At 41.5% G+C, this 18,823-nt stretch carries 20 protein-coding genes and 1 riboswitch; of the genes, 17 read left to right on the forward strand and 3 right to left on the reverse strand.

Annotated elements, in window-relative coordinates:
• Positions 1-82 precede the first annotated feature (82 nt).
• The 4 genes from trxA to purF all read left to right on the forward strand — a co-directional run bounded on the left by trxA (position 83) and on the right by purF (position 3,626).
• Entirely contained in the window at positions 83-400 is a 318-nt protein-coding gene (trxA, locus tag MN086_RS01180) for a thioredoxin (protein ID WP_248576237.1), read from the forward strand.
• A gap of 147 nt (positions 401-547) precedes the next feature.
• On the forward strand, positions 548-1,486 hold the full coding sequence (trxB, locus tag MN086_RS01185; protein WP_248576238.1) for a thioredoxin-disulfide reductase: 939 nt from the start codon (positions 548-550) through the stop codon (positions 1,484-1,486).
• Positions 1,487-2,254 carry a 4-hydroxy-tetrahydrodipicolinate reductase gene (dapB, locus tag MN086_RS01190; protein ID WP_248576239.1) on the forward strand — a complete coding sequence of 256 codons (768 nt, stop codon included), beginning with the start codon at positions 1,487-1,489 and terminating at the stop codon, positions 2,252-2,254.
• 1 nt (position 2,255) lies between these two features.
• Complete coding sequence (gene purF / locus MN086_RS01195) at positions 2,256-3,626, forward strand: amidophosphoribosyltransferase (RefSeq protein ID WP_248576240.1); 1,371 nt, start codon at positions 2,256-2,258, stop codon at positions 3,624-3,626.
• A 39-nt stretch (positions 3,627-3,665) separates the two neighbouring features.
• On the opposite strand, the gene hisIE is transcribed toward purF, so the two are convergent.
• Complete coding sequence (hisIE, locus tag MN086_RS01200) at positions 3,666-4,331, reverse strand: bifunctional phosphoribosyl-AMP cyclohydrolase/phosphoribosyl-ATP diphosphatase HisIE (RefSeq protein ID WP_248577069.1); 666 nt, start codon at positions 4,329-4,331, stop codon at positions 3,666-3,668.
• A 165-nt stretch (positions 4,332-4,496) separates the two neighbouring features.
• Between hisIE and MN086_RS01205 the strand changes: the two genes are divergently transcribed.
• Positions 4,497-5,219, forward strand: a complete 723-nt coding sequence (locus MN086_RS01205; protein WP_248576241.1) for a 2OG-Fe(II) oxygenase — start codon at positions 4,497-4,499, stop codon at positions 5,217-5,219.
• A gap of 61 nt (positions 5,220-5,280) precedes the next feature.
• On the opposite strand, the gene MN086_RS01210 is transcribed toward MN086_RS01205, so the two are convergent.
• A complete protein-coding gene (locus MN086_RS01210; RefSeq protein WP_248576242.1) occupies positions 5,281-6,378 on the reverse strand; it encodes a prohibitin family protein in 1,098 nt (365 codons plus the stop codon).
• Between the two features lie 14 nt (positions 6,379-6,392).
• Positions 6,393-7,313: a branched-chain amino acid transaminase gene (locus tag MN086_RS01215; RefSeq protein WP_248576243.1), complete on the reverse strand. Its 921-nt coding sequence runs from the start codon at positions 7,311-7,313 to the stop codon at positions 6,393-6,395.
• Between the two features lie 273 nt (positions 7,314-7,586).
• Between MN086_RS01215 and MN086_RS01220 the strand changes: the two genes are divergently transcribed.
• The 12 genes from MN086_RS01220 to MN086_RS01275 all read left to right on the forward strand — a co-directional run bounded on the left by MN086_RS01220 (position 7,587) and on the right by MN086_RS01275 (position 18,478).
• Complete coding sequence (locus tag MN086_RS01220; RefSeq protein WP_248576244.1) at positions 7,587-8,435, forward strand: hypothetical protein; 849 nt, start codon at positions 7,587-7,589, stop codon at positions 8,433-8,435.
• A 195-nt stretch (positions 8,436-8,630) separates the two neighbouring features.
• Positions 8,631-9,644: a type I glyceraldehyde-3-phosphate dehydrogenase gene (locus tag MN086_RS01225; RefSeq protein WP_248576245.1), complete on the forward strand. Its 1,014-nt coding sequence runs from the start codon at positions 8,631-8,633 to the stop codon at positions 9,642-9,644.
• A gap of 154 nt (positions 9,645-9,798) precedes the next feature.
• Positions 9,799-11,895, forward strand: coding sequence for a ribonucleoside triphosphate reductase (locus MN086_RS01230; protein WP_248576246.1), 2,097 nt, complete (start codon positions 9,799-9,801; stop codon positions 11,893-11,895).
• Positions 11,895-12,242, forward strand: a complete 348-nt coding sequence (locus tag MN086_RS01235) for a hypothetical protein (RefSeq protein WP_248576247.1) — start codon at positions 11,895-11,897, stop codon at positions 12,240-12,242. Before MN086_RS01230 ends, MN086_RS01235 begins: the two co-directional genes overlap by 1 nt.
• On the forward strand, positions 12,232-12,405 hold the full coding sequence (nrdD, locus tag MN086_RS01240; protein WP_248576248.1) for an anaerobic ribonucleoside-triphosphate reductase: 174 nt from the start codon (positions 12,232-12,234) through the stop codon (positions 12,403-12,405). Before MN086_RS01235 ends, nrdD begins: the two co-directional genes overlap by 11 nt.
• Complete coding sequence (locus tag MN086_RS01245; protein WP_248576249.1) at positions 12,395-13,069, forward strand: anaerobic ribonucleoside-triphosphate reductase activating protein; 675 nt, start codon at positions 12,395-12,397, stop codon at positions 13,067-13,069. The genes nrdD and MN086_RS01245 overlap by 11 nt, the downstream gene beginning before the upstream one ends.
• A 94-nt stretch (positions 13,070-13,163) precedes the next feature.
• Positions 13,164-13,835: a Crp/Fnr family transcriptional regulator gene (locus tag MN086_RS01250; protein WP_248576250.1), complete on the forward strand. Its 672-nt coding sequence runs from the start codon at positions 13,164-13,166 to the stop codon at positions 13,833-13,835.
• 205 nt (positions 13,836-14,040) lie between these two features.
• Positions 14,041-15,468 carry an aldehyde dehydrogenase family protein gene (locus MN086_RS01255; protein ID WP_248576251.1) on the forward strand — a complete coding sequence of 476 codons (1,428 nt, stop codon included), beginning with the start codon at positions 14,041-14,043 and terminating at the stop codon, positions 15,466-15,468.
• A gap of 92 nt (positions 15,469-15,560) precedes the next feature.
• On the forward strand, positions 15,561-16,040 hold the full coding sequence (locus tag MN086_RS01260; RefSeq protein WP_248576252.1) for a DUF420 domain-containing protein: 480 nt from the start codon (positions 15,561-15,563) through the stop codon (positions 16,038-16,040).
• Positions 16,040-16,474: a DUF523 domain-containing protein gene (locus MN086_RS01265; protein ID WP_248576253.1), complete on the forward strand. Its 435-nt coding sequence runs from the start codon at positions 16,040-16,042 to the stop codon at positions 16,472-16,474. Before MN086_RS01260 ends, MN086_RS01265 begins: the two co-directional genes overlap by 1 nt.
• A 9-nt stretch (positions 16,475-16,483) precedes the next feature.
• Complete coding sequence (locus MN086_RS01270) at positions 16,484-17,923, forward strand: serine protease (RefSeq protein WP_248576254.1); 1,440 nt, start codon at positions 16,484-16,486, stop codon at positions 17,921-17,923.
• Positions 17,924-17,986: 63 nt separating this feature from the next.
• Positions 17,987-18,478, forward strand: coding sequence for an exosortase/archaeosortase family protein (locus tag MN086_RS01275; RefSeq protein WP_248576255.1), 492 nt, complete (start codon positions 17,987-17,989; stop codon positions 18,476-18,478).
• Between the two features lie 156 nt (positions 18,479-18,634).
• A riboswitch (cyclic di-GMP riboswitch) is annotated at positions 18,635-18,761 on the forward strand.
• Positions 18,762-18,823: the final 62 nt, after the last annotated feature.

Here is an 18,823-nt window from a genome sequence, read left to right on the forward strand (position 1 = left end):
ATTCTAAAAAATATAAGCTATCACAATAGTTTTTATAAGAAATTAGGTTATACTATTTATATAAAATTTAAAGGAACTCAATATGGGAAAATATGTAGATTTAACAGCTGAAAATTTTGATGCGACTATCGCTGAAGGTGTAACAATGGTAGACTTTTGGGCTCCATGGTGTGGACCTTGTAGAATGATCGCTCCAGTGATCGAAGAGCTTGCAGAAGATTTTGACGGTAAAGCGACTATCTGTAAAGTGAATACAGATGAGCAACAAGATATCGCAGTTAAATATGGTATCAGATCTATTCCAGCGATTCTTTTCTTTAAAGATGGTGAGTTGGTAGACCAAATGGTAGGTGCAGCTTCGAAAGATGCATTTGCTGAAAAGCTCAACGCACAACTGTAATTGATACATTTAAGAGAGGTTCTCCCTCTCTTAAAACTTCTTTCATATCTATATTTAGATAAAATCTTCTAAAGTTTTTAACCAAGTATTTTCATTGTATAATAGGTAGTATTTGCTTAAGTATTTTACTTAGTTCAAGGATTCAGAATGTTAGATTGCGCAATCATTGGTGGAGGACCGGCCGGACTTACAGCCGGACTCTACACAACACGAGGCGGACTTAAAAATGTTACACTGTTTGAGACGGGTATGCCTGGCGGGCAGATCACACAGAGTTCTGAGATAGAGAACTACCCTGGATTTTTTGAACACGATAAAACAGGCATGGATTTTATGGATACATGGCAAAAGCAGTGTTTTCACTTTGGTCTTAAACATGAGATGAAAAAAGTAGAACGTGTGGCAAAAACAGGTGAACACTTTACTGTTACGCTGGAAGATGGGGAGAAGGTTGAAGCGGTGACCGTGATCGTCTGTACGGGCTCTACCCCTAAAAAGGCCGGTGTGAAAGGCGAAGATGAATACTTTGGGAGAGGTGTGAGCACCTGTGCCACCTGTGATGGATTTTTTTACAAAGACAAACCCGTGACCGTACTTGGCGGGGGTGACACTGCACTTGAAGAAGCATTCTATCTCTCTAATATCTGTTCAGATGTCTATGTAGTACACCGAAGAGATGAATTTAGAGCAGCACCCTCGACGTTAGACAGAGCAAAGAGAAAAGAGAATATACATCTTATCTCCAATGCTGTGATCGATGAAGTGCTTGGTGATGCTATGGGTGTCACAGGGGTCAATATCAAGCATAATGATGGGACTATCACGCATATGGCCAATACAGGACTTTTTGTTTTTGTAGGGCATAATGTAAATAACACGGTATTGAAAGATGAGAGCGGTGATTTTATCTGTGAGACGAATGCGTGCGGACAGGTGGTCGTGGATCTCAGAATGAGAACATCACTCGAAGGTCTTTTTGCAGCAGGTGATATACGTATAGAAGCACCAAAACAAGTGGTTTCAGCGGCAGGTGACGGTTCAGTAGCCGCACTTCAAGTAATTTCATATATTCAGGAGCAACAGTAGATGGCAAAGATCGGGATAGTAGGTAGTACAGGTAGAATGGGTGAACACCTGATTAAAAATATTTTAGAAAATGATGCATTAGAACTCAGTGTATTGCATGTATTTGGTGAACTAAAAAGAGAAGTACCCTCTGATGTATTGGTAACCAACAGTATGAAGGCGGTACTTGAAAATTGTGATGTCGTGATAGATTTTTCAGCGCCTGCAGCAACACAGGAACTTTGTGAAGAGGCATTAAAAAACCCTACACCATTGGTGATCGCAACGACAGGATTTACGCAACATCAGCAAAATCTTCTAAAAGAAGCTTCAAAAGAGATGCCGCTTCTTTATGCATCCAATATGTCAGCAGGGATCGCTTTGCTCAAACAATTGGTCGAGCAGGTGGCAGCAACACTGGAAGATTTTGATATTGAGATCGTCGAACAGCACCATAGACATAAAGTGGATGCACCAAGCGGTACTGCTTTAACGTTGGGGGAGTTTGCAGCAAAAGGCAGAGGCTTGGATCTTGATGCTGTACGTGTATCGGGAAGAGATGGTCAGATCGGAGCAAGATCTAAAGACGAGATCGCCGTGATGGCGCTTCGCGGGGGAGATATCGTAGGTCGACATACGGTTGGTTTTTATAATGATGGGGAGTTCTTGGAACTTAACCATACAGCTACCAGTAGAGAGACTTTTTCAAAAGGTGCGATCCGTGCAGCAACATGGCTCGTAAATCAAAAGAGTGGTCTTTACTCTATAAATGATTGTTTAGGAATTTAATATGTGTGCAATAGTCGGTGTATTCGGTGCAAAAAAAGCTTCCACGGTAGCGTATTACTCGCTCTTTTCAATGCAGCATCGCGGACAAGAGGCTACAGGTATTTCTGCAGCCAACGGGAAGCGTATCACAATGTATAAAAAACGCGGTATGGTATCAGATGTCTTTTCTCAAGAAACACTTGATAAGTTGGATGGCGGATGTGCTGTGGGACATAACCGTTATTCTACAGCAGGAAGTGAATCTGCTGGGGATGCACAGCCTGTCTTTGCCAAGTATAAGCTTGGAGAGATATCGGTCGTGCACAACGGTAACCTTGTTAATAAACATGAAGTCAGAAACGAATTAATAGACAGAGGTGCCATTTTTCAAACCGATATGGATACGGAAAATATTATCCACCTGATAGCAAAATCCCAGAAGGATTCGTTGGTAGACCGTATCAAGGATATGCTGACAAAGATAGAAGGTGCCTACTGTTTGGCGATCCAGAGCCGTTCTAAAATGTTTGTGATCCGTGACCGTTTCGGTATCCGTCCTCTCAGTCTGGGTAGATTAAGTGACGGTGGCTATATTGTGGCTTCTGAAACCTGTGCATTTGATCTGGTAGGTGCAGAGTTCATACGTGATGTAGAACCTGGAGAGATGCTTACCTTTGAAGAGGGGAAAGAACCTGTTTCGGAGCAAGTCTTCGAACCTGATTTCCACCCTTGTGCTTTTGAGTATATCTATTTTGCCAGACCAGACTCTATTATCGACGGGAAAAACGTCTATGAGATGCGTTTAGAGATGGGGAAAAGACTTGCCAAAGAGGTACCTGTTGATATAGACCTTGTACTTCCCGTACCTGATTCGGGTGTGGCTGCTGCAAAGGGATATGCAGATGGTCTGGGTGTCCCGTTCGAGATGGGTATTGTACGTAACCACTATGTGGGACGTACCTTCATTGAACCGACACAGGAGATCCGTGACCTCAAGGTCAAATTGAAACTCTCCCCGGTCAAACATCTGATAGAGGGTAAAAGAGTAGCTATTATTGACGACTCGCTGGTACGCGGGACGACCTCTAAGCAGATCGTACGTATGCTTAAAGAGGCAGGGGCTAAAGAGGTGCATATGCGTATTGCTGCACCGGAGATAAAGTTCCCATGCCGTTACGGTATTGATACCCCTACAAAAGCAGAACTCATCTCTACCAAATTCACACCAGAAGAGATCGCCGATAAAATCGATGCGGATTCTCTAGGTTTTCTCTCTATTGAAGGGCTAAAAGAGTCTCTTGGAACAGAAAGAAACTACTCTTTGGTAAGCTTTGACGGGAATTATTTTGCCGGGGGTAATGCAGAGAGTCCGGGATGTGCCGGAGGCTGTTAGATCTATATGAGTAAGAGTGTAAATGCAGTGATTTACACTCTACTTCTTTCGTCCCTCTTTTTCAACGATCCCACTCATTCCAAATCTTCTGGCTAACTCTTGTTTGACCCTGTCTGGAGAGATATTTCTATACCCCAGTCCTACCAGTGTATGGTAGAGAAGGTCAGCAGATTCGTAGATGACCTGTTCATCACTCTCTTCGTTAATGGCAACACATACTTCGTCTGCCTCTTCACGGATCTTGGATAGCATCAGTGCTTTATCGTCTAAAAGTTTTTTCGTCCATGATTTGGCTTCTGCCGATGCATTCTTACGCTCTAAGATCGTATGGTAGAGTGTATCTACCACACCGTAGATCGCATCCGTATCTAGCTCTTTGTCCAAGACTATTTTATCTTGCATGACAGAAGTGAAGAAACAGCTTTTACGTCCTGTATGACAGGCTACACCGTTTTGTTTGATCTTGAGTATCACGGTATCTGCATCGCAGTCAAGTAGCACATCTTTGACCTCTTGGGTATGGTCCGAGCTTTCGCCTTTCTTCCAGATACGCTGTTTACTCCGGCTGAAGTAGTGGGCATACCCCGTCTCAAGCGTAAGGTTATATGCCTCTTCATTCATATAGGCAAGCATGAGAATTTCATTGGTTTCTTCATCTTGGGCGATAGCAGGGATAAGAGGGTTTTTTTGCCAGTCAAGCTGCATGATAGGTCTCCATAGCATTTATATTGATGATATTATAGCTATTTGGTTTTAAACTGCAAGCTATCTATGAAGATATAGAGATATTTAAGAAAATTTTTAGACTAAAAAGTTGATTTTTCGATTATAATTCTATGCTTTATAGCTATCTTATTTTTAGAGCTTTAGATGATACAAATTAGTAACCATATCTATTGTGATGCACGCTTGGAAAAGCTGGATATTACCAATAGATTGTTCCCAAGCGCTTATAAGGATACCCCTTATCTGATCATTAAGAATTTTTTTACCCCTGAACTTTGTAGAGAACTTGTTTCACTGGTGAAGAAGGATGAGGAGAGTCAAAGAGCAGAAGTAAAACTTGAAAATATCAGCGGTATTATAGAATCGGATGTCGTGACGGATTACCGTAAAACAAATATCTATACACTGGATGATTTTTACAGTGAGTATTATGAAAAACAGTTTCTCAAATACAAACCGTTGATAGAAGAGTATTTTGCAGCGGTGATGACACTCTCTACAGATATTCAGGTATTGGAGTATAAAGAGGGCTATTTCTATGTCAAGCATGCGGATGACTCCAGTGAACTTGTGGATGAAAATGGAGAGACGGTAGGCTTCAAATGTGTCGCACCGGAACGAAAATTTACAACCGTACTCTTTGCAACCCCTCATGAGAGTAATGCCCAAGAAGAAAGCGAAGGTTTCAGCGGGGGAGAGTTGCTCTTTAACTACCTCTATGATGAAAAAGGTGAGCCTGTAAAGATCAAAGCTGATGCGGGGGATATGGTGATCTTTCCTAGCAACCCCTATTTTTCACATGAAGTACTGCCGGTTACAAAAGGGTATAGAGTGACACTGGTACAGTGGCATGATGCGATCTATTAACGTGTGAGTAGGTTTATAAAAAAGAAGAGATAACCACGGGAAAAACCCGTGGCAAATAGGTTTACTGTTGCGCAGAGACGGTCTGTTGTTTTTTACCTTTTGCATCGATCCATATGTTCGGTACTGCCCCGCCAGGTGTAAGGAAGATCTGTGCATCATTGTTGACTTTAAGCGCTTCATTGAATTTCGCCTGTGTTTTGATCTGCTCCAGTTGAATAAGCTGCGGTGAAAGTGATTCAGAGATCAGTTTGTTGGCTTTGGATTGCTCTTCTGCTTCGATTCGGATCTTGTCTGCCTCACCCTGTGCTTCGATACGGTTTCTCTCCGCTTCACCTCTAGCGATCTCTGCTTTTCTTTGTGCCTCTTGTTTCGCTTTCTCTTTTTGCTGCTCGGCTATGGTTACTTCTTGTTTTGCGATCTGCACTCTTTCGATCTGATCTTTGATCTTTGTAGGCAGGTTGATTGTTCTTAGTTCTACAGAAGAGAGTACCACCGGTTTGTCATCAAGTGAATCAACACTCTCTTTGACCTTTGTTTCGATAGCAGCTGCAATTTCGTTTCTCATCTCAGGAAGCTGTTCAGCCGTATAACGTCCGACTACGTCACGTACCACTTCACGGACTTTAGAGTTGATGATCTTCTCTTCCCAGCTTGCACCCCATCTTTCAATAGTAGCCGGTGCAGTCTCCGCTCTGAGTCTGTACTGTACCGCGATATCTATGTTGACGGTCAATCCTCTTTTGTCAAGTACTGTGATCGCCGGGTTTCTTTTGAGCCCGCCTTCAAGGTTTCTGTAGGCATCACCCAGCTCACCGGTTCTTACATCAGAGTATGTGATCATTCGGATACGTGTATTGACCGGAATGATCTTTTGCAGTACAGGGATAAAAAAGTGCAGTCCTGCATTAAGAGGTTTCTCTTCAAATTTACCCGTATTGATCTTGATCCCTACTTCACCGGAGTTGATGATCGTAAATGGTTTCAGTACAAAAAGGGCAAATCCCAGTGCAACGATGATAAACATCCAAGGTGCACCTTTCCCCATATTGCTGAGTGGGTTTTCGAAGTTTCTTCCACCTCCACCACCGCTGCTACTGTTGTTCATTGAGCTGTTGCTCGGTTTCTTCTTTTTAAAATAGTCGTTCATGTCTGCTGGCATGTCTATATCCTTATTTAGTTAATATAGGTTAAATACTTAATATAGTCAGGGTTTTTACCTGCAACTGCATCAAAGTAGGCTGTTTGTAATTTCTCAGTGATAGGCCCTCTTGAACCTATACCGATCTGACGTGCATCCACTTCACGGATCGGTGTGACTTCGGCAGCAGTTCCCGTTAAAAATGCTTCATCAGCGATGTAGACCTCTTCACGGGTGATGCGGCGTCTTTCCACTTTGATACCCATATCATGAGCCAGGTCTATGATCGTTTGCTGTGTGATGGACTCCAGCGAGTTGTCACTAGGAGGAGAGATTAGTACCCCGTCTCTTACCATGAAGAAAGCGGCCCCAGATGCTTCAGCGATGTATCCATGGTCATCTCTGAGCAGTGCTTCATCATATCCGGCTTCCACCGCTTCAAATTTCGCCATTTGTGAGTTTAGGTAGTTTGCAACTGCTTTGGCTTTACCCATACCCGAGGTATTCGGTGTTCTTGTGACAGAAGTGATCTTCATACGCACACCCTTTTTGAGACCCTCTTCACCAAGATAGGCACCCCATTCCCATGCAGCGATAGAGACATTGACAGGGCAGTCCTTATGGTAAAGGCCCATCACGCCATACCCAAGATACACAAGCGGTCTGATATAGGCACCGTTAAAGAGTTCATTTTTTTGTAAAAGTTCTACTTGTGCAGCGTTCAATTCCTCTGCTGTAAATGGTACATCCATCAGTGTCATTTTTGATGAGTTAAGAAGTCTTTGCGTATGCTCTTTGAGTTTAAAGATAGCACATCTTCCATCCACTGTTTTGTAGGCTTTAGTCCCCTCTATGGCACCATTTCCGTAATGTAGTGTATGTGTAAGTATATGTACCTTGGCATCATCCCAAGGTGTGAATTCGCCATCCATCCAGATGTATTTTGATTTGTTCATTGTTATTTGCTCCGAGAACTACTTTAGGGTAGTCAAAATTAATGAATTATTTTAACCAAATTGTTGTTAATCGTGGGTTATCTAATCCTTAGGTCTATGCGATGGTTGATCGTCATGCATCTTTCGTCGATAGTCAGGTGCAATTTTTTATGATGTATAGTGTGTATCTGTAGATGATATTGAGTAATAACTATACAGAAGGCACATCTCATATGATGATTCTCGTGGTATACTTGTAGAATAAATATATACTAAATATAAAGGTACAGATGAATGAAAGAGTTTATTGAAGTTTATCAAGAAAACCAGGAAGATATTGAAAAGTTTATTATGACAACGTTAAGAAACAATGGATCGATCTTAACGGGGAGATCAAAGAATTATAAAAAGACGTTTCAAACATTTCCTTCCATGGAACTGCTCTATGTCACGGATAAGGACTTTATACAAACTTCTCCAAATATTTCCAGATATAAAACAGAGGTATCGGAAGCAGGTAAGAACAGGGCCTATATGAGTACAAAAGTGATGCAAAGGGATGAAGAGTTTTCCATCAGTACCCCCTACATCAGTTCGGCAACAGGGCATACCTGTATCACAGTGATGAAAAAAGAAGAGGATCAGTACATTTTTATCGATTTTACACTTTCAGGGTTACTGGGGCGACTTGGTCTTGTAGAACTCAATCCGGCGTTCAATAATTTTACACAGTTCTTCTATAAAGCCGTAGGTTTTTCACTCATGGCCTTTGCTTTTTTTGCCATTATGTATGCATTGGTGGGATATGCTTCAAGTATCTTGTTGGAAAGAAATTTCTCGCTTGATTCACTCTTTAAACCTATCGTTGCACTCACTCTGGGACTTGCCATCTTTGACCTGGCCAAGACGATATTGGAAAGAGAGGTCTTTTTCAAAAATTACAGCAAAGCAGATGAAGATGCAAATGTCCTCACAAAATTTTCCATTGCGATCATTATTGCACTCTCTATCGAAGCATTGATGGTAGTCTTTAAGATCGCCCTGCATGATTATTCGCAGATGGTACATGCACTCTATCTTATTCTGGGTATCGCGCTGATCATCATGTCATTGGGAGTTTATAGTTTTCTCTCAAAAAAATAATATATGATTTTATCCCATTGGCGCGAAAAGGGATCGAATAAGTAGCAAAACTTGATACTGATCAATTGCAGAGGATCTTTTTTTAATTATAATGCTTGCTATGCAAAATGATCAAAATGTTGTTCTCGGTAGAAGAATCAGTATTGGTAAGGAAGTGCAGTAATAGATGCTTGGCTTAATAGGATTCCATCACTCATGAATGCTGAGAAGATACGCATTTTTATCAATGGGTTCGGACGTATAGGCAGAAGTGCTGCGCGTATCATACTTGAAGATAGTAGTTTTACGCTGGTGGGCATCAACGACATTTATAGTTTTGAACAGATGGCGTACCTTTTAAAATATGATTCGATCTATGGCCCACTTGATCATGATATGCGTGTTCAGGAAGATTGTCTTGTCATCGGAGATCAAACGGTCAAACTTTTTTGTGAACCTAACCCTGAAAGCATGCGTATAAGAGCTTTAGATGTAGATGTTGTTTTACAATGCAGCGGCATGTTCTTAACGACGGAATCTAATGTACCCTGGATTCAAAACGGTGCGAATAGAGTGATTATCTCTACGCCCGTAACAGATAATACCCCGACGTATATATACGGTGTGAACCATAAGGAGTATAGTAAAGAGCCTATTATTTCCAACTCCAGCTGTTCAGCCAATGCAATCGTACCTATATTTCAGATACTTGATAAATCATTCGGTATCCAAAGCGCTATGATGAGTATGTATCATAGTTATACGAGTTATCAGAATTTGCTTGATGCAAAACACTACTCAAAGGATATACGCAGGACACGCTCCGCAACGCAGAATATCATACCTCTTATGAGCAGTGCAGCTGAGGCGACAGCCCGTTTTTTTCCACATCTCACAGAGAAGCTCTACGCCAAAAGTATAAGGGTCCCTATTGCCAGTACTACGCTCTATGATCTGCATATCATGTTAACAGGCAGATATACAAAAGAAGAGGTGAATCAGCTTCTCGAAGCAGAGATAAGATCTGCCTATGGCGATGTCCTCGATACGACACAAAACCCCAATGAGTCAGATGCCTATATAATGAACCCTCACAGCGCCGTTATCAACCTTCCTTTTACCACTCTTGTTGAAGGGAATTTACTCAGGATTTCAGCATGGCAGGATAATGAGTACGGGTATGCAAAAAGATTGGTTGATATGGCAAAAGTAGTTCACACGCGCACATAGCATAGATCTGACATAAATCTATTGATCTGAATCAAAAAATAATGAAAGTCTTACCATTGTATGAATAATCATTCATTTCTTGATGGGTATCAAACAATTGGGGCGCAGCTTTAACTATAATACAGATATTGCACCACTATTAGGAGATATATGTATGATAAAAACGATTATAAAAAGAGATGGTAGTTCCCAGAAATTCGTACCTTTTAAGATTGAGGATGCGATCAAAAAAGCATTTAAAAGTGAAGTGAAGACTTATGATAAGAGCGTTTTTACAGAGTTGATGGGTGCGATAAAAAACAGAGATGATATCAGCGTCGAAGAGGTTCAGGACTTCATAGAAAAAGTGCTTTATAGACATCAGCATTTTGAAGTGATGAAGTCATTTATGCTCTATCGGCATATGCACAAGATCCAAAGAGAACAAATATTGGGCCTGGACAAGGATACGACCTATATCAATTCCACGCAGACCATTAAAGAGTATATCGATAAATCCGACTGGAGGGTCAATGCCAACTCCAATACGGGTTACTCCAATTCCGGGCTTGTCAATAACACAGCAGGCAAGGTGATAGCCAATTTCTGGCTGGACACGATCTACTCCAAAGAAGAGGGATATGCACACAGGGACGGGGATTATCATATCCATGATCTGGATTGTTTGACCGGATATTGTGCAGGTTGGAGTCTGAGGGTACTTTTGGATGAGGGGTTTAACGGGGTCAGAGGCAGGGTGGAGAGTGAAGCTCCTGCACATTTTAGGGAAGCATTGGGGCAGATGGCAAATTTTTTGGGGATTTTGCAGAGTGAATGGGCCGGGGCACAGGCTTTTTCCTCGTTTGATACCTATCTTGCACCCTATGTGTTCAAAGACGGACTCTCCTATGACGAGATTAAAAAAGCGGTAAGAAGTTTTGTATACAATCTTAATGTGCCGGCACGATGGGGTCAAAGCCCTTTTACGAACATTACCATTGACTGGACGGTCCCTGATGACCTGAAGGACCAAATACCCACGAGAAAGCAGCAGCATCTGTTTGCAGGCTTGAATGACGAAGCTTTAATGGAGCGTGCCACACAGAGAGATGAAAGCATTCAGTCTCTGGAGGGTATGACATACCGCCATTTTCAACCCGAGATGAATCTTATCAACAAAGCCTATTATGAAGTGATGACAGAAGGAGACAAGAGTGGACAACCCTTTACTTTCCCTATTCCTACGGTAAATATTACAGAAGATTTTGACTGGTATGGGGAAAATACAGATATCCTTTTTGAAAATACTGCAAAGATAGGGTCTTCTTATTTTCAAAACTTTATCGGCAGCCAGTATGTAAGAAATGAAAAGGGTGAACGCACCCTCAATAAAGAAGCGTATAAGCCCGGACATGTACGAAGTATGTGCTGTCGGCTACAACTGGATCTTCGTGAACTTCTTAAAAGGGGAGGAGGATTGTTCGGTAGTGCCGAAATGACCGGAAGTATAGGCGTTGTGACGATCAATATGGCACGATTGGGATACCTCTATGCGGGAGATGAAGAGAAACTTCTTGAAAAGCTTACCAGACTGATGGAACATGCCTACGCAACCCTTGAGAAGAAAAGGATATTCATTCAAGAGATGTATGATAGGGGCCTTTTCCCTTATACGGCAAGGTATCTTCCGGGATTCAATAACCACTTCTCTACCATCGGGGTCAACGGGATGAATGAAATGGTGCGAAATTTTTCCAATGACACACATACGATAGCTGACGAATTCGGGGAAGGGATGGCTATGCGGGTCTTGGATGTCATGAGAGAACAGCTTAAAGAGTTCCAGGAGAGATCAGGGAACCTTTACAATCTCGAAGCAACGCCTGCGGAGGGAACAACCTATAGGTTTGCCAAAGAGGATGCCAAAAGGTTTGATGACATCATCCAGGCGGGGACGAAAGAGAACAATTACTATACCAACTCTTCCCAAATCCCTGCATTTCATACGGATGATCCTTTTGAAGCATTGATGCTGCAGGATAACCTGCAGTGCAAATATACGGGAGGGACTGTATTGCATCTGTATATGAGAGAGAAGATCAACTCTGCAGAGGCAGCGAGAAAATTGGTGAGAAATGTTATTGGTAATTTTAGACTGCCGTATATCACTGTAACACCGACATTTTCTATCTGTGAGAAACATGGTTATCTCTCCGGTGAACATGAGTATTGCCCCAAATGCGATGATGAGATATTGTGGAAGGCGTCTTGATGATCAGCGTGGGAGAAGGACGGTATAGCGTTAGGTTAAAGTCTCACAAAATAGGCAAGGACAGGCTTGTGATCATCACAGGAGGAGAGGAGGAGCATATCGGTTCGGCAACATTGATAGAATCTAAGAGGCATCTGAAAACGATGATCAAAAATGGTCATAAAGATCATATTGTCTCAGAGAAGACGGCAAATATCATTTATGATAGAATGGGAGAAGATCTCTTGGTCATTTGCGGTATCCACATAGACGATGCAAGCAAAGAGGAGATTGACATACTGGTACGTAATGCAACAGCATGCGTAGAGAAATTTTTATTCCTACAGGAGGAAAGAGATGAAAAATGAAAAAATGCTTCATGTTCATGAGGCACAAAGAACAAAGTGTATTGTTTATACGAGAGTCATGGGGTATCATAGACCGGTTGAGAGTTTTAATATCGGTAAAAAAGGTGAGCACCAGGAGAGAAAGTTTTTTCTTCAAAAAGCATCAAAGAACTATGTCGCATAAACCTCTGTATGATATCACGCCCTTTACAGTGCTGGATTACCCGGATCATTTAGCGGCTATTTTTTGGTTCTCCAAGTGCAATATGCGTTGCGTCTACTGTTACAATAAAGATATCGTCTTGAGAGAAGGGAATATGGATGAAGGGGAGGCCCTGGCATTTCTGAAAAGCAGGAGAGGGCTCCTTGAAGCGGTTGTGCTATCCGGGGGAGAAGCCACACTCTATAAGGATCTGGCACTCTTCTGTAAAAGGATCAAGGAGTTGAAATTTAAAATCAAGCTGGATACCAATGGATTAAATCCAGAAATGGTCCAACTATTGGTAGAAAACAGCCTGGTTGATTATATCGCACTTGATTACAAAGCACCCAAGGAGAAATATCTTGAGATCACAAAAGATAAACATTTTGACAACTTTTCCAGGACGCTCAATTTTTTGATACGTAAAGAGTTCGCTTTTGAGGTAAGGACAACAGTACATAGCGATCTGTTAAGAGCAGAGGAGATCAACAGGATCATGAATGACTTGGTCAAAAGAGGATACGGTGGTACGTATTATCTGCAACCTTTTGTCTTTACAGAAAATACGATCGGAAAGATTCAAGTAGCGAAGGCGCCTTTGGATACAGCACGCATTTCAAATGCCCTGAAGGTGGTTTGGAGATGAAAATATCAGTGTCTATACCTGTACACAGGATCAATTTATTTGATTAAATGGATATGGTATACTTATTATGATTCCAATGCAGAGGAATAAACGCATGCATACCATTAAAGAGATACCACTATTTTCCGAACTTACGGAAGAACAGCTGAAATCCGTAGAGGAACAAATGCTTGTGCGGCACTACTTGAAGGATTCCATTGTTTTTTACGAAGGAGATGAGAGTGAATACCTGTATATCTTGCTTGAGGGGAGAGTAAAGCTTTTTAAAACAAGTCCCAAAGGCACCAAGATACATATGCATAATTTTGCGGCGCCTGAAATGATCGCACTTTTTCCCGTGCTCGGAGACATACCTTTCCATGCAACGTGTAAATTTGTGACCGATGGTACCATGGGACTGCTTCGGGTGGATAAACTTTATGATTGTTTGCACAATACGGACTTCGCACTCTCTTTGATCTCCTCTCTGCTAAAGCGAATGAATATCTTGGTAGAGTTACTGCACAAAGAGACGATATACTCTTCAGAAGCGAAGATAGCCGATGCGCTGCTTAACAATACATCTATTTTTGAACGCCTTAAAAATAATGAAATTGCGTCTATCCTTAATATGACACCGGAGACCCTTTCACGTATCCTCACAAAACTCAAAAAAGAGAAGATTGTCACGATAGAAGAGCATGTCGTCACCATTATTGATGCAAGTGCTCTCGAGGAGATCATTGAAACCAATAGTATGAAAAATGTGTATTCCTCCACGAAATAAACAGATTGGTGCCTAAAAGATAGGGTGTTTCCGATTTATAAGGTAACGATCGGCGTTTACGTCTCTTCTCTGTTTGATCCTAACTTGGAAATGGTTACTGTAACGGTGATTCTTGACGTCATATAAAATGAAATATAGCAAAACTCCATTACCTTTTATCCCCAATTTGTTATAATCAAATAATTTCAGAAAGAAGGTATATATCATGTCAACTATAGCACAAGCAAAAATCTTTTTTGGTTCCACCCAAGAGAACAAAGAAGTACAACAGGAACGTAAGAGTCCTTTTGATGGTACAGTTGTAAGTTCTGCACCTGTTTGTGATGCAGAGGATACGCTTAAAGCACTCAAGATTGCCAAAGCTGCAAGTAAAGAAGCTGCAAGATCGCCATTGTCTCAGCGTATCTCATGGCTGGAGGATGTGGCTAAAAGGCTGACAGAAGAGAAAGAAGCCTTTGCTTTGATGTTGGCTAAAGAGGTAGCAAAACCCATCGCATTTTCACGTATTGAGGTAGAGAGATGTGTTGAAACGATCAGGATCACAGCGATGGAACTTGCAAACCTTTCGGGAGAAACACTTCCTACAGATATAATGCCCAGCGGAAAGAAAACATTGGCCTATTTCAAACGGGAACCTGTCGGGGTAGTAGCGTGTATCACACCGTTTAATTTTCCTCTTAACCTTGTAGCACACAAAATAGCACCGGCATTGGGAGCAGGAAATGCAGTGGTATTGAAACCTACCCCCGAAGCACCGATGACAGCCTATATGTTCGCAAAGCTTTTTGTGGATTCAGAACATGCCATTAAGGATGCGCTCTCTGTCGTCTATGGTGATGCCGAGGTAGGTTCGGCGTTGGTACAGAGTGATATTCCAAGGGTCATCAGTTTCACCGGTTCAGTCCCTGTAGGAAACATTATTACCAAACAGGCGGGGATCAAAAAGGTAAGCCTTGAACTGGGCGGTAATGCCGCAACCTACATCGATAAAAGTGCAGACCTGGCGCTTGCAGCAGCACGTTGTGCGTTTGGTGCTTTTTACAACTCGGGACAGGTATGTATCTCTCTTCAGCGTATCTATGTGAATGAAGAGGTGTATGATGCGTTTGCAGAGTTGCTTGCACAAGAGACAAAGAAACTGAAAGTAGGCTCACCTTACGAAGAAGATACCTTTATGGGACCACTGATAGATGATGAGTCCAGAGAGAGAGCGAAGTCATGGATCGCATCAGCCAAAAATGAAGGTGCAAAAGTCATTGCGGGTGGTGAAGAGATAGAGGGGATATTCCCTCCGACAGTGATGGGGGATGTCACGGATGATATGAAGATCATCTGTGAAGAGGTTTTTGCCCCTATCGTCAGTTTGGTAGCGGTATCTGACTATGAAACGGCCGTGGAGAAAATGAATGATTCACCGTATGGATTACAGTTCTCTATTTTCACCAATGATCTCAAAATCACACAGCGCTTTATAGAAGATGCAGAGTGCGGGGGTGTAGTGGTCAATGACATTCCGACACTTCGTTTTGATGTACAGCCTTACGGGGGTGCAAAACTTTCAGGTGTAGGAAGAGAAGGTCCGAAGTGGGCACTTGAAGAGTTCACAGAGATCAAATCAGTGGTTATTTGTTAGGGTTGAGCACTGCTTTTAGCTCATGAAATTTAGCTCGATTGTGATATTGTTATACGCAATTTAAAGAAGAATAAAAATTAAAAAGGATCTTTATGGATGTTATGTTTCAACCAGGTTTTTTAGGAACAAGAGCACCACTCTTTATGGATATCGTATCCGTCATTGTTGCCTTGCTGCCTTTTCTCATATTCGGAGCGATCATGCTTGCAAAGAAAAAGAACTATACTGCACATGAAAAGGTGCAGAAACTTCTTTTTATCGTTTCTGTACTTGTAGTAGGTTTTTTTGAGTACGGTGTCCGTATGGAGGGTGGGTATAAAAACCTGATGGAAGGGAGTTCTGTATCGCATGATTACCTTCTGTATGTGCTTATTTTTCATATTATGATCTCGGTCGTGACATTGGTACTATGGATCATCACACTGTCTCGTGGAAATCGTTATAAAAAACAATCAACACTTCCCGGACTCTATTCACAATCACATAAAGTAGATGGGCAACGGACGTTTATAGGAATTATCCTCACCATGTTGACAGGTGCATGGGTCTATGCATTGCTCTTTGTATTTTAATGATGAAAAAGGTCGCAATTTCCGCTTGTCTTTTAGGTGAAAAATGTCGATATGATGCTACGGACAATAAAGATGAAGCGCTTTTAAAAAAGCTTCAGGGCATGGAGCTTATCCCTTTTTGTCCTGAAGATTTTGCTTTTGGGACACCTCGTCCCACCATGGATCTTATCCGAACGAAAGAGGGTGACAGGGCTTTATCCAATGTAAGTGGAGAAGATCTTTCTGCACCGGTCATTGCTTATGCTACAGCGTTTTTTGAAAATCATCCAGAACTGGAGCTCTTCATTGGTAAAGACAGAAGCCCAAGTTGTGGTGTATGTTCTGCAAGAGTCTATGATGAAGACAAAAATCTACTCTCTGAAAATGCATCGGGTCTGATGGCAAAAGAGGCAATCAAACGAAAGATACACTGTATAGATGCAGAAGAATTTTAGGGGATCAGTATGAGAATATTATGGGCAATAGTGCTAAGTACACTTTTTGTAGCTGCAAATGCACAACAGCTGAACGGTACCAAAGAAGCGATCGTTAAGATCTATACCGTGGCAAAAGTGCCTAACTACCAAGAACCTTGGAACAGTTCCATGCGCAGCAGTACAGGTTCCGGTGCCATTATAGAGGGCGGGTATATCCTTACGAATGCGCATGTGGTAGCCAATCAATCCTTTATAGAGGTACAGCGCTATGGAGAGCGAAAACGCTATATTGCCAAAGTACATGCGGTCTCCCATCAGGCAGACCTCGCACTCTTGAAAGTAGAGGATAGCGCATTTTTTGAAGGGGTCACACCACTGACATTCGGTTCACTTCCAAAAGTGGAACAAAAAATTGTTGTCTATGGTTATCCTATGGGAGGAAGTACGCTCTCCGCAACGATCGGGGTGGTTTCACGGGTCGAGCACCACACCTATGCACACAGCGGGGAGTCTTTTCTAGCCGTGCAGGTTGATGCTGCTGTGAATCCCGGGAATTCCGGCGGTCCGGCACTCTCTAACGGAAAGATCGTCGGTGTGGTGATGCAAATGATCAGTAAGTCCCAGAATATCGGATATCTTGTACCTGTGAATATAGTCAAACATTTCATAGAAGATATGAAGGATGAAAAGTATGACGGATTTGCAGATCTAGGCCTGGGTACACAAAAACTGGAAAATCCTGCCATAAGGCGCTACTACGGGCTTGATGACCATACTAGTGGCGTACTGATCGCAAAAGTGGTGTACCATTCACCGCTTGCGGGATTACTCAAAGAGGGTGATATCTTAACAGCGGTAGACGGGCATAATGTTGAAAATGACGGTACGGTAGAGTTTAGAAAACATGAGTTTACCCATTATCAGCATTTTGTAGATGCGTATCAAATGGGTGAGAAAGTGAAATTTGATATCATCCGGGATAAGAAACATATACAGGTTGAGGCACCTTTAAAGTACGTTGCTGACGATATGTATCTGGTCAAGACAACCCGTTATGATACGATGCCAAGGTATTTTGTGTACGGTGGATATGTCTTTTCTCCGCTTACCAGAAACCTCATTGTATCGACAAACCGAAATCGTTTACTGCTCAGTTATTTGGCAGGAAAATGGCAGGAAGAAGATAAAAGCGAAGTGGTGGTCCTGCTTAAAGTATTGGCTTCAGATATGAGCAGGGGAGACAATGATTTTGCAATGTGGCCTATAGATAAGGTAAATGGAGAACCCTTTAAAGACTTTAAAGAGTTTTACGAAAAGATGAAAGCTGCAAAAAGTGACTATATTGTTATAGAAGACAATGACGGGGTGAAAGTGATCATCGACAGAAATGAAGCGCAAGAAAAACAGGGTGCCATACTTAAAAAATATAATATCGAGTTTGACAGGTCGATAGATCTAAGAGAATAGAGGGATTATCAGAACATAATCATAATATAGAACCGATATGCATTCTAATGTTATAGGAGATAAATGAAACGATTTATAGCTTTATATTTTCTATATTTGTTGATTCTTTTTACGTTGTTTTATGCAGATACCTCTTTATTGTCTAAGTTAGTCAATGAAGAACAAACAAAACTGACCGTTTTCTTTTTAAAGATGTTTTTAGCACCAGGTCAACTTCAAGGTATTGATATTTGGATAAATCCACACTATAAAATCATCATTAACCAAGCATGTAATGGGCTGGTACCTATACTATTTTTATTTGCATCTATCTTCGCATACCCTTCCACTCTATTGCACAAAATATATTGGATGATGATAGGTTATACGGTATTTACACTGGTCAATGTTTTTCGTATTTTATTGGTCGTATATTTTGTAGAGCAAAAGGCAGGTAGGGAAAATTTTTATTGGTCACACGATCTTATGGGGAATCTATTATTAATGGCTGTAGGATTGGGATTATTTATTACATTTATTAAAACTTCTTCTCTTTCCCTTTCGAAAAGAGCATAGTGATTATCTCCCCAGTTTTGGCATCATTGGTCTTAGAAAAAGTCTGTAATGAAAGGTGTGATATCAACCTGATTATTGTGTAACTTAGCGAAAAGTGTTCATCATGTAGTGCAAAATACCTATAAATTAAATTTATTTGATTATAATTTAAAAAATTATGATAAAAGCCAAACTATTCGTGAGGGTAGGACGGAAAGCCACGGGTCTGAGAAAAGAAAGTCGGGTTGCATCACAGGATAATATAAGATAAATTCTCTATGTAACAGATAGCCGGGTTACCTAAGTACATTACTACAGGTGATTCTATGAAGGCTATATCCGCTCTATACACTTTTTTCAGTTCAT

It is taken from the genome of Sulfurovum sp. XGS-02 (genome assembly GCF_023213175.1).
Lineage (GTDB): Bacteria > Campylobacterota > Campylobacteria > Campylobacterales > Sulfurovaceae > Sulfurovum.